Below are 15,658 nucleotides of genomic sequence, written 5' to 3' on the forward strand. Positions count from 1 at the left end.
CGTAAGGAGAGATGCGTCCTTATAGGTTGTAAATGTTCAGAGGCGACTGCGATTCAAGCTAAATTCAGCAGGTGGAAGAATGAGCGTGGGCGTAAGGTAGATGGACGGACGGGAGAGGCGGTAAAAATGGACGCGGATTCGACCGCGACTTGACGGGGTGCATTGATAGCGGTAATATGAGGTTATGAACGGCTGGCTAAAACGAAGGTCTTATCACTTTAAGTATAATACTGGCCGCGCCGACAGCAAATTCGCTCCAGAACACTATCGTATTCACGAATTTTTCCTTTATCCCGGACAGGACCTTCCTGCGCTCACGATCCTCCTGCAGTTTTTTCTGCCGACCCTCATCAAGTAATTTCTGTGCAAGGACGATCGATGACTGCGCCTTTTCAATAAACGCGGAATCCTGTTTTATCTGCAGCCAGTGGTCGATAGCTTCCTGGAATTTTTTGTTTTTCACAAGGGTGACACCGTCATTATACAGCGCCTGTCATGGCATACATTATATTTCCGCCCCTGCACAACATCTTTCAGCACGTGTACCTGCTCTTCTTTTGTGGCATATACTTCCGTCCCAATCGATGCCTCCAACGCAGTTTGCGATCTCTCGCACGCCGTTTTCACTATTTATTGAGGCTCGATAATTCTTACAGGCACGCTATTGATTCTGCAAGACATCAAGCATTGCCAGCATGTTATCTACCGGCACATCGCCAGGGACATAATGGGCCGGAGAGCAAATATATCCCCCCGAACGGCCTATTTCTTTGATTAACTTCCTCGTTCCCGCTTTCACTTCCTCTGGTGTGCCGAATGGCAGAATATTTTGAATGCTCATTCCTCCGAAAAAAGACAGCGTATCGCCGTACTGCTTCTTAATTTTGTTGACATCAAATACTTCAGGCTGGAATGGATTGAGACAGTCAAGCCCTACTTCTATCAAATCAGGAATTATTTCTCCCACATCTCCACAGGTGTGGATAAATACTTTTTTATCTGATTCCTTTACTTTCCTGTATAATTTTGCGATTCTTGGTTTGATGAACTTCCGCCAAAGATTTGGGCCCATGATTAGTCCCTGTTGCTGCCCCCAGTCATCCCCGAACATTACTCCGTCGATTGTGTGATTCGCGGCAAGCTCAATAAGGGCAAAAAGTGTATCGGTGATCCTGTCAAGTAATTCCTCGACGAATGCCGGATTTGTTATCATGTCGCACAGCAGGTTTTCCATTCCTCGCAACATCCAGGCACGCTCAAAAATGCTAAATCCTCCGCGTGCCAGAATGAAACAATCTTTGTGGTTGCGGATGGCCGTGTCGTAATGATCAAATCTGCCGCTTTTTTTTGGATCAGGGAAAACATATTTGTCTAAATCTGCGGTGTCATTCATAACGATATTTTTCACCGTGCCGATATCCCTATCAATAGTGCGATCCCATATCGTCCCGTATTCATCCCGGAAGATGCCCGGCGTCACTTCAGTCATGTCATACGCCGGGCGTATGTAATGCAAGTGGTTTCCGATGCTGTCGCTGAAATTTTCATCTTTGAAATGATGCGCCATTTTCTCCCGCATCGGGATGGTAAAATCGATATGGAAGGGTGTACGGTCGGGTTGTTCATGTCGTAATGCAATTGTTGTCCTTTCTTTATATGTCATAGTGCCCTCTGAGATTTGATTAACCTGGCGATCGATATAAATCCATAATACGCAATATAAATTTTACACTCCATACACATGGAGACATTACTGCATGATAAGCCGACCATAATTCATACGGTTATTATAGTTGTCGTTTTTTCCGCACCAGAGCATCTGCCATTTCCTCTTATCGCTCACATTATTATCGATGCCAACATCAAAACCGATGATTCCGCCGCCAGAGAGATGCCCCCCGTTTATCTCGCTCCATGGGATGCGCACTTCAAAACCGTATCCACCAGCGGTCGTAGCGGTTGCCGATGTTATATTCGCCGGATTCATCTGTTTATCCGTCATGCCGCGCTTTACGCAGAAGACACCCGGGAATTTTTTAGTTGGCATGCCGAGGAGAATCTGAAAACAATTCTTCGTGAACGTCGGCGTATCGAGCATACTATCGGGCTCTGTATCAATAAACAGCTCCATCGCATCACCATCCCATGCTGATTCAATATCGCGCCGCTCGCCGCGCGGGCCATCTTTCTTAACGACCATAGCGACATAAAGTGCATCCGCATCATAGGTCGCTGATACAACACCGGAAAAATCATCCGGACCATTCCAGCTATCGGCTTTGCCTTCTATTATTTGTTCACGCCGATTAAGAATCATTGATGCAGCTCCGGCCCATTCCGCTGCATTGACAGTGCCGTCGAGTACGATTGATCCCGTGCGCGCGGTACACGATGCAGACATTTTTGACTGAATTACCGCTGGAACTTCGATAATGTTGTCACCGATCATTGCCTGGAGCGAAACGTTCGCCTGGGACCAGCTGCCCTTTTCTTCAAGCGGTAGATAGAACGTCTTTGCCGAAAATGCCGGTATTGTTTTCTCTTTCCCGCCTGCCGGCAGGCGAAGTGCGTCCCCCTTTACTTGTGCGTTGATAAAACAGGTCATATCCTCGGGGGTAGTGTTCTTTACTTCGAATGCGAGCGACGGCGTTGCACCACGAAACGTATATTGTGCAAAAAGTTCAAGCGCATTTTTTCCACGCACCGAGGCAGCATCCATAAGTGCTACGAACGCTTGCTTATCTATTCCCGCAGGAACGATATAGAACGGCGTATTGTTGAGCTCCATAACGACATCCGCGCCAGACGGAACAGCTATCGTATTGCCCATGATATCAATGAGCCGTATTTTACCACCGGCGTTCGGCAGCTTTATCATACTCGGTTTATTATCGAGGTCATAACTCCATGCCGCTGCGATTGGCCCTGCCGAACGTTCATACAGATACAATTTATTCCTGCCGGAAGTGGTCACCTGTTTGATAAATTTCACACCGGTAAACTCGCGAGCCAAGGTATTCTGTATAACGAAGAGGCGGCTTGGAATAAGGTCACCGCCCAAGTATCCGAAACTGTGGAAATAATTTAGGGCAAGGTCCCAACGAAAAAGATAGTCGTTTGGGAGATTAAACGATCTTACCACGCCAGTAGCCGCATCGATCAAAACGCGCCGCGCGAGCTCATGTCCCTGCATAAGCGATTGCGCACTCATGTTATTTTTCACCGGTTTTGCCAAATAGAAACACTCAGTGTTCCATAACTCCTTTTTCTCGCCCCCATATTTATTGACCAGTGCCCTCATAGCAATATTGTTTGCTTCTGCCGACATGGGCGCCGTCCAATCGAGTGCAGCGCCATATGGATGGAACGACACAGCATCGCAGTGGTCAAGAGTGCCAAGTTTGAAGCATACATCGAGGAATTTCAGCATATTCCCGCCAAGATCGCCAGTAGCGCAAAACCCCACCACGCGGGCGTTCGGGTCCGCTTCCTTGATGATGCGGTTCATCATCTTGAGATAAGCAGCGTAGTACTCCGGAGTAATGCTTACGTTCGGCTCATTCAATATCTCCCAATGCGTGATGCGCCCTTTGTACCGCGATACACATGCCTTTACAAAGCGTTGCCAGTCGATCAACTCCTCCGGCGGCGTCGAACACATAAGAACCCCCCTGGCGGCTTCGGGAGCATATGTACCTGCGGAAAATATCATTCGTGACTTTGCCCACTCGGGAAAATATTCTTGCCCCCAGCTATCCAGGGGTTTTTGTATACACCACCAGTCACCGAGACACGGCACTACCTTCATGCCACGCTTCGTCGCCTCGTCAAGATACCGATCGGCTATAGTCCAATCATATGCCCCTTCGGCTGGCTCGATTCGCCGCCAGTTGAGCATATGATTACCACCGCCTCCCCAATCGCGAACTTGACGCACCCCCGACTCCGCCAAAAAGTCAAACCAGTCATTAAGCGAATTACCGTAGAGTTTGTAATACTGACCGTCATTGTAGCCCATACCATATGGACTCAAGAATCCCTGCCCGCACATTGAAATACCATCGGTCAATTCCGCAGTACGGACAGAATCGATAACTGCGTAGGTAAAAGAACTTTTATCAACCACTGCACCGCCGCTCGTCAGCTCTGCAGTAAAGACAAAAGATCCGCGTTTCAGCGGCGAGACGTTCGCGATCATTTTTTCTATGGTTGATTCCGCAGGCACGGTGATCGTTTCTTCACCCGTCTTAACCGTATTTCCAAAGTAGTCATCGACGACCTTGTATGTCACCTTCGCTGTGGCAGAACTTGTGCTATTGTTACGAACGACCATTTGTACGGGGTATGGTTCGCTCGCTGTGAACGTGTAGGCGCGGGCACATGTGCGACTTACTCCCATCTCAAGTGGGGGCGGTTCATAGGCAGTATTATTCCCTTCGTCGATCTGCAGCCCATCGAGCCACAGGAGTGCGCCGCCAGTAAAGAACAGCTGCAAATGGTAATAACGATATCCCTTCGGTACCGTAAGTGAGAATGAATAGTTTGCCCAGTCGGTAGTGACAAGGCAGCTACGCCCGCCACCATTGTACTGATAATTGCCATCCACTCCTCGAAAGTCGAGCGCCACTTTTGTTCCAGGAATTGACGTCTTCATCCAAATGGAAAACGTATACTTTTTACCTGCCTCCAACGCGACTTCTTGAACCATCAACTTCTGGGCGGCGCCGTTGCTATTGTCAAGGCGCAAGCTGCATCGCCCCTGGTACTTTTCATTCGTGTCGATGATAAGTCGTACGAGCGGCGTATCAACCGCTTCTTTGTCTGCCGGCACCATACGCTGAATGCCGTAACCCTCCGTTCCGGTCTCGAAGCCGGAATTTTTTATCAAGTTCTTCGCCGACACCGTCGAAATGATTGCCAGTATCGCCAATGTGATAGTCAGTGCGCGCATATTCACCTCATTAATTTCATTTCATTTTAAATGTTACATCGTCAGCCCATACAATGCCAGTGCCCTTGAGGTTCAGGTCAATCCGTACAAATCGATTCGGCATGAAGTATTTTGCATCGCTTTCATCCGGGATTTTTACTTCGAGCGTTTCCTTATGCCAAGTATCTGACGCAGAAACGTATTTCTGCTGATACCAATGCGCTTTCTGCCCGCCGACGAAACCATCGACCATTAACCGTGCGCTAATGCCGGCTGTGCCTTTTATCCATACCGAAAGAACATAATTGCTCCCCGTCATCACGGGAACGTATGTGCTTTGCACTCCGCCTTCACCGTCGGCCGCTACCGTAGAGCCATCAAGCATGAGACTTTTTTCGCCCTTTATGAACCCCGCAGCGGCAAGTGATATCTTCACCGGAGGGCGTTTATCACCTAGCCAGCGGAGCAGATCGGTCCATGATATCGGGAATTTGCCTATCTCTCCGTATTCAAAATCGGCATTGGGGACGAGATTTTCCCGAAGTTGCGCACTAGTCACGGGAACCATTTCGGCATCATCAAACCATACCTTTCCTTCCATAAATCGACTGCCGAAACTCATCGCCGCTTCTTTCGTATCCCCGCTGAAGAAATAGTGAGTGATAGGAAACCATTGCGTGCTTTCTCCAGTAAGTGCAGTGTTGCCAAAGATTGGAATTGTTCCATTCACCGCATAAAACAAAATGCCCGACACATAGGTTGTGTCAACTGCCTCTGAACGACACCATAACGTCATACGGTAATACGTATTCGCTGCAATTTGGACAGGATCAGATTGCATGCGCACGCCGTCTGGTTTGGTATTCTGCACCGCCACACACGCTCCACCGTTCCGTCCGCCCGTCTCGTCGAAGATCCATTGAGCGGGGTTGAGCTGCCACCCCTTCGTGTCGCCGGTAAATCCTGGATTGGGTATGAAATTCTGTCCCATCACGGTCATGGGCAGGAGCATTGCCAGCGTTAGTCCTGCGACAAAAAATATTCGAAGATCGCGGACCATACAATTCTTTCTATGTTCATTCCTGTATTTCATCGAGACACCTCCTGAATTTTTGACGATATTATCTCCCGGGATTTACCGTTGCCGTTTGCTGGGGGGACAGCGCGTCGTGCGGCGGTCGTCGTTCTTACAATAAGCTCGGGTTTGGTCAGAGAAATGCTCCGCGCTCCTTCTCGGTAGGTGTCGAGAGCGGCGAAACACATCTCGCCGTATCCTGCGGTCTTTTGATCAACGGTGGTCAGATCCGCGTAGCGGCCGGGTTCGGTGTTGCCGTAACCGGCCACCGATACATCGTCCGGCACCCGAATACCACGCTCGGCAAGTGCAGCAATGACCCCGAGTGCACAGGTGTCGTTGCAGCCGATCATCGCAGTAGGAATATCGCTTGTAGCGGTGAGAAAGCGCCGCATTGCACTTAACGCCCGCTCATATTGGAATGAGCCGGCAAGTATCATCTCATTCGCCTTTCCCACTGCCCGTGAATAACCTCGGCAGCGTGCATGCGCCGTTGCTTTCGGTTCTCCATCGATGAACAATATCCGTTCATGCCCCAGGGAAAGGAGATAGTTCGTCAGCGCAAATGCCCCCGCTTCATCGTCCGAGGTGACGCAGGGGATGCGTTCAGACGAAGGGGCTGCGTCGACAAAAACAATGCGGATCTGCGCGGGGAGATCTTCATACCATTTCGCATCACTGCGCCAGGGGAAAACTATGATATCTTTGATCCCCCGTTCAATATACTTGTTTATCAAAAACCCTTCACGTTCGATATTGGCATCGGCAGCTGCAATGACAGCCGTTTTTGCCCGTGACTCCGCTGCTGATAGTATCGATCTACAAATACCACCGTAGAATGAATGCTGAATGTCCGGAACCACAATGGCGATTATTTCATCCGCGGAATAACCGTCACGTCTTGCGTGGGTTGTTTTTTCGGCAATGAATGTCCCCGACCCTCTTTTCCTTTCCAGCAGTCCCTTGTCCGCAAGATGCTGCATGGCCCGCCGCACGGTGATGTGGGACACGTCGTATTCGTCGCACAGATCCCGTTCGGTCGGTAATTTCTCATGCGGGGCAAAACGACCTGCCTTTACCTTTTCGGCGATCTTTTCGGCAACAAAAAGATATGCAAGCCGTCGAGGTTTTGATTTTATCATGCTATGTAGTGTAACATATTTTAGTATAGTTGTCAAGAGCAAGCTCAATTATTATTTATGGAAACCTCAAAAATCGTATTTTGTCCTCATTATATTGTTTAGCAGATGATCAGTTGAATACATGAAAAGCCGCCTGCTTGAGGCAAATCGGTAAAAAAATATGCAGAAACTAAAATATTTCGGCGGGGTCTTTGGACGATAATATGATGTCATGGCACCGAAAAATATACTGAAGGTCTTTCTTTTTTAATTAACACAGCTTAAAATATATATGAATTGCTATTGACTTCAGGATGAGCAGTATGAAAAATAGAATCTATCAGCTTATGCCGAGTGCAACTGACTGGACAAAGCAGTTTTCGATGAGCTATATAATTACAACAGATGATGGACAGCTCATTGTAATTGACGGCGGATGGGATAATGATGCGGAAACTCTTCTTTTCTACCTTAAAAAAATATCAGGGCGAGAATGCCCGCATATAGCAGCCTGGTTTCTGAGTCACGTTCACGATGACCATATCCAAGCGTTTATTGAAATTATATCACACCGAAAAGACAAGATAAATATCGGGAAGGTTTATTTCAATTTCCCATCTGTGCAAAATATTGAAATGTTTGAACTTTCCGGTGCGGCGCTGATAAAGAACTTTTACTCCTTGCTTCCCCAGTTTGCAGATAAGGCAACTATTGTCAGTATCAATGAATGTTATATTGTGGGTAATGCAAAATTTGATGTTTTGCTTACACCCGATACCGAAATCACAGATAACTTTATTAATAATTCATCGGTTGTTATCAGAATGACACTTGGCGGAAAAACAGTTATTTTCCTTGGCGACCTCGGTGCAGAAGGTGGCAGAAGACTGTTGAAAATCTGGGGGGACAAGTTGAAATCGGATGTTTGCCAAATGGCTCATCATGGGCAAGCTGGTGTTGATATTGATGTTTACCGGGCTATTTTGCCTGAGATCTGCTTGTGGCCGACACCGGATTGGCTATGGAATAATGACCGTTATGGTAAAGGCTTTGATACCGATGTATTCCAGACTGTCACCACTCGCAGATGGATAGATCAACTCGGGTGTACAAATAAAAATTATATTATGAAGGACGGAACTGCGGAGATAGAATTGCCAGAAACTGAACTTTGAAATATTTATTTGTCTCGCACAGATAATACTATATGCAAACACGATATACGAGTCGCCCAGGAAAATGCGGCGTGAATTGACAGGAATTCAGAGGGTGGTATACATGACTGCATGGTAGAAGTGAAGGGCAACAATGAAAGCTACTATCCTTTAAAAAAGCGGCCGTGACGGTGATAAGGCGAAAAGTCCGGACTTTCGCCGGTATTCATCATTGGTCGACTGCGTTCGCTGAGGCTTCGATCATTATGATGTTAGGAAAATGTATGTCCAGGATATGGATACGAATTGTTTTGTGCACAAAGACGAGGTCCCGAGTATGTACAAGAGCGGTACGCTGCATCGGGCATATATAGGCGCGATCATCGCGATATACGGAAAGGCGTAGACGGACGCTAGCGTTTCGCTGTTATTGAATCGCGGTATGCACGCGGACTTACGCCGGTGACCTTCCTGAAAGCGCGGCTGAAGTAATTACTGTCATCGAAACCCGTTTCAAGCGCCGCCTCGGTGATGCTGTGTTCGCCGGATGCAAGGAGTTTTATCGCCTCGCGGATGCGCGCATCCATAAGATACTCCATCGGGCTCTTGCGGTACATGTTCCTGAACAGCCGTGAGAAATGACGGCGTGAAAGACCACATTTTTCCGCGAGCGTATCAAGCGGTATCTGTTCGCGGTAATTCGTTTCCAGATATCCGGCAATATAGGATATCTGCGAAAGCGGTGTAGCGCTGCCGCCGCGCTTTGAGTACCCGCGCACAAGAAGTACGACGAATTCAAGGAACAGCCCGCGCACGGCCGTTTCGAATGCGGTGTGCTTGCCGGTGCATTCCTTCATGATCGCATCGAGCAGGACGCGTGCGCCGGAAAGATCGCCTGCGGAAAGTGTGAGCATCATGCTCTCCGCGATTTCGGAAGCGGCATCGCTGCTGAGAAAAAGCGCATGATACCCTGCCTCGCGTTTGATGTCGTCGCCGGAAGAGGCGAGCATATCGGAAAGGAAGCCTACGTTGTAATGGAAGAAATTTTTCGCTCCTGAGAACGCGTGATGCATGCCCGGCTTTATCACACAGACGTCGCCCGTGCTCATGCGATGCGCCGTGCCGTCGATGATGTGCGTGGCGCGGCCTGATGCGCAGAGGACAAGCTCGGATGCGCTGTGCGTATGCGGCCTGAAATCAGTATTAAGCGTCGTCGATGAGACGATAAGGTGGAACGGGTTGCGGTTCCACAGCCGGAACTGATAGTGACGCGGATTTTTCTCCATGACCCGATTATGCTATTATATGGCCGATTTGTCAAGATATTCCCGCGCCGAACAGTTATTATCTAGTCATCACCACAATGGAGATTTTATATGAACACAGTATTGCTTGATCCGGTTATGGCAGAGAATGATCAAGGCACTGATGCTATAGCGATCGATCCTGTCATTCAACACGCCATGGCATTCACTGAGATGTATAAACGATACGGCAAAGGACAGCAGTCCGTCCGCGAGGCGATGTGCCTTGCGACGCAGTATCCTGCCATGCTCGGGAAACTCAGGAATGACGATCATTTTGCCGGGAGGAACGGCCCGCGGCTTATCTCCTATTTCACTCATCAGGTATCGACTACCACGCAGGACCGTCAGCGTGGCGGGAAGCAGGGCGGCTACTGCTTCGAATTCGATGCCCCGTTCGATGAAAAAAGAACGGCTGCAGAGCGTGACATACTCAGGGAGCTTGCTGCGTTCTGGCGGCATGAATGCATAAACGCTAAATATCGCGAGGCATGGGACGAGGAGATGCATACCTATATCCAAGCTGACGTGCGGTGGGAGTATGGCGGCAACACGGTGAAGGGAAGAGGGAAAATCTCCGGCGGCGGGCTCAGTGGCTGCAGCATGATACTCGATTACAGCAAGCTTCTCTCCGGCGGACTTCCCGGCCTTTATGAGCGTGTGCTTACGCGACGAGCACGCGCGCAGGAAAAAGGCGAGGATCTCGATCTATTCGACGGATCGCTACTCGCGCTTGATATCGTCCGTGATGTCTGTCTTGAGTATGCCTGTCAGGCGGGAGAATTAGCCCGGAACACTGACGGTGCAGCAGCGGAAGGCATGCGCGAACTGCAGAAGATGCTCATCAGCATAACCGAACGTGCGCCGGAAACGCTTCGCGAGGCGCTGCAGCTCTGCTGGATATATGCCATTGTCAATTTTGATTTTCCGGAGTTCGCCCGTTTCGATGATGTATTCGCCCGTTTCTATCGTCATGATATCGACACCGGCATGCTTTCAAAATCATCCGCGGAGGACCTTCTCCTTGCGTTCTGGAATAAGATGGAGGAGCAGGGATCGCGGTTTGCTGACCGCGTTGTCGTTGGCGGTCTCGGACGTACGAATGAGCGCGATGCCGATGAACTTGCGCTCGCCGTGCTCCGGACCATTCCGCGTCACCGGAAGCTTTCCCCGCAGTTCACGTTCCGTTATCACCGGGATCAGGATTCACGTCTGTTCGATACAGCGCTTGCCGCTCTCGCTGACGAAGCAACCATGCCGCTCATCTATAATGATGATGTCGTCGTTCCCGGTGTTGCGAAGCATTTTGATGTGCCTCTTACAACGGCCATGCGTTATCACCCGCACGGCTGCGGCGAGTTCACGCTTGCAGGTATGAGCCCAACACCCATCACGGCGGGGTTCAACGTGGTCAAGGCGCTCGAAGCGGCACTGCATAACGGGAAGAACATTCTCGGCGACCCGATAGGGCTGCGTACCGGTCATCCTGCTGATTTTAATTCATTCGAGGAGCTCTATGCGGCATTCGAGAAGCAGCTCTCCTTCGGTGCAAGGCTCGGTGCTAAGAATTTTGCAGCACAGTATAAGACGCATCGTGATGAATGCAGCTTTCTTCTCGCCGGTCTTCTTATGGACGACTGTCTCGAGCGCGGCAGATCAACACTCGACGGCGGACTCAGATATATGGGCGCCTGTCTGGTCGGACACGGCTATGCGAACACCGCGGATTCTCTCGCTGCGATACGCAAAATCGTTTTTGAACAGAAACGATATACGCTCGAGGAGATCGTCGATGCGCTCGATCGTGATTTCGCAGGTAAAGAGACCATGAGAAAAGAACTCCTTGCACTGCCCAAGTTCGGCAACGATGATGATGATGCGGATACGATGTTCGCCCGCGTGTGGACTTCGATCCATCAGGCGTCACGGAAAGCCGGTAAGGATGCCGGGCTTCACTACCTTGTAGTGAGCAGCGTGAATGACGGTGCGTACTACATGGGCTTCGATACCGGCGCAACCCCTGACGGCAGGAAATGCGGCGAGCCGTTCGCTGTCGGCACCGTGCCGTCGGCAGGCATGGACAGGAACGGTCTTACCGCACTGCTTAATTCGCTCTCGAAAGTCCCGGCGGAGAACGGCGGATCGACATCGAACATGAAATTCTCACGCACTGTTCTTACGGCAGAACGCACCAAGTTCAAAGCGGCGCTTACGGTGTATTTCAGCCGTGGCGGTCAGCAGGCATCCATAACCGCGGTGAACGTGGACGATCTTGAGAATGCTCTTACGCATCCTGAGCAGTACGGGAATCTTCTCGTGCGCGTCGGCGGGTACTGTGCACGGTTTGTGGAATTAAGCCCGGAGATGCAGCGGGATATCATCAGGAGGACGCTCTACTCATGAATGCAAAGGGCATCGTGCTCTCGGTGCTCCGTGCATCGTTCAACGATGGTCCGGGCATACGAACTACGGTGTTCCTCAAGGGCTGTCCGCTCCGCTGTGCATGGTGCCATAATCCCGAATCGCAGTCTCCGAAGCCTATGCTTGCGTATCTTGAACATAACTGCAGCCGATGCGGTGCCTGTGCCGCTGCATGCCCGAACGGATGTCATGTGCTCAGCATATCGCTCCATACCATCGATCGTTCGCACTGTACCGCCTGCGGAGCCTGTGCAAAGGCGTGCGGGAACGGAGCGCTCATCGTAAAAGGGACGATGATGAACGTCGATGAAATAATGAACGACGTAATGAAGGATATGGATTTCTACCGGAGCTCTGGCGGCGGTATTACGATCTCAGGCGGTGAACCGCTCATGCAGGCTGATCTCTGCGCCGAACTCCTGTCGCGTGCAAAGGCCGAGGGGATACATACTGCGGTGGAGACAAGCGGCTTTGCATCGAGGCAGGTGATCGAACGCATCGCTCCGCTCGCTAGTCTCTTCCTCTTTGACCTCAAAGGTATGGATGATGAACGCCATCGACAACACACCGGCGTTTCGAACCGCATGATACATGAGAATGCCGCATGGCTTTGCAATATCGGTGCGGAGATTATCTTCCGGCTGCCGCTGATACCGGGAATGAACGACACGGATGATGATCTTTCCTCGCTGCGGCAATTCATCCGCTCGCTTCCGGGTGAACATACGCTCGAGATCATGCCGTATCATTCCATGGCAGCTGATAAGGCGGTGCAGATCGGTTCGGCGTATGCCTGCGATGCGCTTGAACCTACGGAGGAAGACCGTGAGCGGTGGGATCGAATGACCAGGTAACAGTTCTACATAAGATCAGTGCTGTGTGCAAAAATTTTTGGCGGGTATCGTTGTTCTATGCGAAGAAGGATGATACCTGTTCAAATTTATAACAGCGCCAGAATGGAACGAGGGCTTGACGGTATGCGGCGGCGGTTGAAAAGGAATGGACCGAATTTTCAAAAACCAAGCGGAGGATAAAATGAACATGACCAGTGCGATCGTGGTGCATCCGGATTTTGATCTTTTTTGGCCGTGGGCGGCGGACCGGCTACACGACCTGTGGCGCGAACAGGGGCCGGTGGAGTTCGTGCGCCTGCCGTCGGATCGGCCGTATGTGTGGAAACCTGCCGCGGACCCGGACGAGGGGAAAAAAGCGGTGCATCACTTTCTGTCCAACCCGGCGGCGGTGGAGCGGCTTGTCTGCCTGAACATCCCATTTTCCGCCGAAAGCCTGACCGCGCTGCCGAATCTGCGTGAACTGGCGGTGCCGGCCTTGAAAGACGGCGTCATGATTGAAAAAATTGAAAAAGCCAGAATCCGTTTTATCCGTCACCTGAGTGAAGGATTCTTTGGGGAGTCCGTTTCCGAATTCGCCTTTGCGCTCACCCTGTGCGGTTTGCGCCGAATTCCGCAGATGCATCACCGTATCATTAGCAGCCTGAATGATTGGGAACACGGACAACCGGACGGTATCGGGAAGCCGGGGCAAAGGGGACACCAATTCGGCGATGATCCGAATTTCGTCAACGGGACGGTTGCCGGGAAGCGGGTGCGGATCGTCGGCGCCGGGAATATCGCCAGTCGCTATGCTAGTTTTTGCAGCTTTTCCGGCGCCGAGGTGACGATGTGGGATCCATTTGCCAGCGAACCGTGCTTCCACCGGGCCGGTGCCCGGCGTGAACATTTTCTTGAACGATTGGTGCGGGACGCGGAAATATTCGTGCCGATGGTGCCGCTTACCCCGCAAACCGAAGGGCTGGTCAAAACGGAACATATCGCCGCGTTGCCGCAGGGGTGCCTAGTCGTCATGGTGACCCGCGCGAAAATTTGTGACTGTGATCAGCTCTACCGCCGTGTTCTGAACGACGAGTTGGCTCTAGCTGCGGATGTCTTCGATCACGAACCACTGGAAATGGGTAACGCGCTGTTGGGGCGGCACAATGTCGTGCATACCCCGCACAACGCCGGGCGCACCAAGGAAGCGAACTGGCGTTTCGTCGAAATGCTGGCAGACCAGTTTTTGCCGAAATAATAGAAATCGGGACATTTGGCCGGCGATGTCCCGGCGAATCTAGCCCCACTTGCGGGGGCAACCATGACTACTGTTACTGGGGGTAAGCAATGAGTCTTGAGATCACGACCGTTCCCTGCGGCAACGGGACCCTATTCCTTCATTTTCGCAGCGGTTGGAATGCAGATCGTTACCGTGAGGCCGGTGACTTTGATCTGCTGCCGAATGCCATGCGGGCCGGCTCAACCAGCGGTGCTCCCATCGTGGAGGGCTCGGCTTTTGTGGCGGGTTTTCTCTCCCCGGATGTCCGGTGTCGTTTCCGGCGCAAAGGCGATGTGATAACGTTAGAGGCCCCGCAAGCAAGTGATATTTTTGTCCACCGTGGTAAACTTGAGGAGGGCTGGGCGCGATATCACACGCTGCTTGGTGATATGCTGCTGCCTCTCGGTCCAGTAGCAAACCCTGAGATCCTCAGTCGGGTAGAATATTGTACCTGGGTCGAGCAAAAAGTACTGGCAGAGCGTACATGTCAAAAACCCATGGAGGTGCTGGATGACGCCTTCGTGGATACATACCTTCGCCGGCTAGATCATCTCGGTTTTCCTCCCGGAGTATTTACGCTGGATCATGGGTGGCTTCGGGGATCCTGCACATTCGACTTCAACCGTCATGAACCCGACACGGATCACTTTCCCGACCTGACAAGAACGTTCGATCGTATCCGTAGTGCGGGGCACATACCAGGGTTGTGGTTTGCGCCCTGTTTCCTTCTCGAAGATCATCCATTTTTTGCGGAGAACCCTCAAGCGATGGGTCCATTATTTGCCGGGGCAAACGAGGGCGGTTTTCAGTATCCCTTGCGCTATTTCCAGATCGATGACTCCACCCGGGAGGCGGTACGTTCGCATTACCGCCAGGTGTTCACACCCTACACTCGGATGGGCGCGCTAAAATTCAAACTGGATTTTACCTACGAGGACAGGTCCGTGATGCGCGCGAATCTGACACTGGCACATGAGGTCATCAAGGAGCTCAGCCCCGGCGCGGAGGTTGAAGGCCATCTGGCCGATCCATTCACCGCGCGTGCACTTGATGCGGTGCGCCTCAATGATCTTGTCATCGAAAGCAACCCTGCTTGGCTGCAGTTGATGGAAGATCATTACAACATCTGCAGCCACGGGGCGCCGCAAACTCAGCTCAATTTGGACCATATCGGCACCAATTCACCCCGGGTCTCCGAACATGATTTCCGTGCATCACTGGAAAGCTATCGTGGAAAACGGGGGTATCCGGTTGTGAGTCTACTGCCTGACCACTGGGGAAATGACACCCAGGCTTTGCTTCGGGAATACCTATGGTCCGTACATCCCCGTCCGGCCGAAAAACGGCAATGACCTTATTGCAGTGAAAGAAAAAATAACATAATGCCCTGCCGTAGCCCTGCACGCTTCCTCAAATCAATGAATGCAGATGCCGATCGATAGTTCGTGCACCACAGTTTGCCGGTCAACCGCCTTCGCCGGGACGGCAACACCGCCGGTGATTATGACAAGCTCAACGGCGTTATGTGTATGCATCTCAAAATC

General features: G+C 51.1%; 11 protein-coding genes. 5 read left to right on the forward strand and 6 right to left on the reverse strand.

The annotated features are described in order from the left end of the window. Nucleotides 1-196 precede the first annotated feature (196 nt). From AABZ39_04750 to AABZ39_04770, 5 genes are all read right to left on the reverse strand, one after another. The gene (locus AABZ39_04750; GenBank protein ID MEK6794061.1) at nucleotides 197-463 is read right to left on the reverse strand and encodes a hypothetical protein; all 267 of its coding nucleotides are present in this window, start codon (nucleotides 461-463) and stop codon (nucleotides 197-199) included. Nucleotides 464-661: 198 nt separating this feature from the next. Next, nucleotides 662-1,663 (reverse strand): uroporphyrinogen decarboxylase family protein, encoded by a 1,002-nt coding sequence (locus tag AABZ39_04755; protein ID MEK6794062.1) that lies wholly within the window; start codon nucleotides 1,661-1,663, stop codon nucleotides 662-664. Between the two features lie 87 nt (nucleotides 1,664-1,750). After that, nucleotides 1,751-4,951 carry a sugar-binding protein gene (locus AABZ39_04760; protein ID MEK6794063.1) on the reverse strand — a complete coding sequence of 1,067 codons (3,201 nt, stop codon included), beginning with the start codon at nucleotides 4,949-4,951 and terminating at the stop codon, nucleotides 1,751-1,753. Between the two features lie 16 nt (nucleotides 4,952-4,967). After that, nucleotides 4,968-6,023: a hypothetical protein gene (locus AABZ39_04765; GenBank protein MEK6794064.1), complete on the reverse strand. Its 1,056-nt coding sequence runs from the start codon at nucleotides 6,021-6,023 to the stop codon at nucleotides 4,968-4,970. After that, nucleotides 6,020-7,147, reverse strand: coding sequence for a GntR family transcriptional regulator (locus AABZ39_04770; protein ID MEK6794065.1), 1,128 nt, complete (start codon nucleotides 7,145-7,147; stop codon nucleotides 6,020-6,022). The genes AABZ39_04765 and AABZ39_04770 overlap by 4 nt, the downstream gene beginning before the upstream one ends. A 302-nt stretch (nucleotides 7,148-7,449) precedes the next feature. Between AABZ39_04770 and AABZ39_04775 the strand changes: the two genes are divergently transcribed. Next, nucleotides 7,450-8,301 (forward strand): MBL fold metallo-hydrolase, encoded by an 852-nt coding sequence (locus tag AABZ39_04775; GenBank protein MEK6794066.1) that lies wholly within the window; start codon nucleotides 7,450-7,452, stop codon nucleotides 8,299-8,301. Nucleotides 8,302-8,693: 392 nt separating this feature from the next. Here the strand turns inward: AABZ39_04775 and AABZ39_04780 are convergent, their stop codons facing one another. Beyond that, nucleotides 8,694-9,566, reverse strand: coding sequence for an AraC family transcriptional regulator (locus AABZ39_04780; GenBank protein MEK6794067.1), 873 nt, complete (start codon nucleotides 9,564-9,566; stop codon nucleotides 8,694-8,696). 90 nt (nucleotides 9,567-9,656) lie between these two features. Between AABZ39_04780 and AABZ39_04785 the strand changes: the two genes are divergently transcribed. The 4 genes from AABZ39_04785 (at nucleotide 9,657) to AABZ39_04800 (ending at nucleotide 15,466) form a co-directional block, all read left to right on the forward strand. Further along, a complete protein-coding gene (locus tag AABZ39_04785) occupies nucleotides 9,657-11,987 on the forward strand; it encodes a pyruvate formate lyase family protein (protein ID MEK6794068.1) in 2,331 nt (776 codons plus the stop codon). Beyond that, a complete protein-coding gene (locus tag AABZ39_04790; protein MEK6794069.1) occupies nucleotides 11,984-12,859 on the forward strand; it encodes a glycyl-radical enzyme activating protein in 876 nt (291 codons plus the stop codon). The genes AABZ39_04785 and AABZ39_04790 overlap by 4 nt, the downstream gene beginning before the upstream one ends. A gap of 181 nt (nucleotides 12,860-13,040) precedes the next feature. Continuing rightward, entirely contained in the window at nucleotides 13,041-14,093 is a 1,053-nt protein-coding gene (locus AABZ39_04795; protein MEK6794070.1) for an NAD(P)-dependent oxidoreductase, read from the forward strand. An 89-nt stretch (nucleotides 14,094-14,182) separates the two neighbouring features. Further along, nucleotides 14,183-15,466: a hypothetical protein gene (locus AABZ39_04800; GenBank protein ID MEK6794071.1), complete on the forward strand. Its 1,284-nt coding sequence runs from the start codon at nucleotides 14,183-14,185 to the stop codon at nucleotides 15,464-15,466. Nucleotides 15,467-15,658: the final 192 nt, after the last annotated feature.

It is taken from the genome of Spirochaetota bacterium, assembly GCA_038043445.1.
Lineage (GTDB): Bacteria > Spirochaetota > Brachyspiria > Brachyspirales > JACRPF01 > JBBTBY01.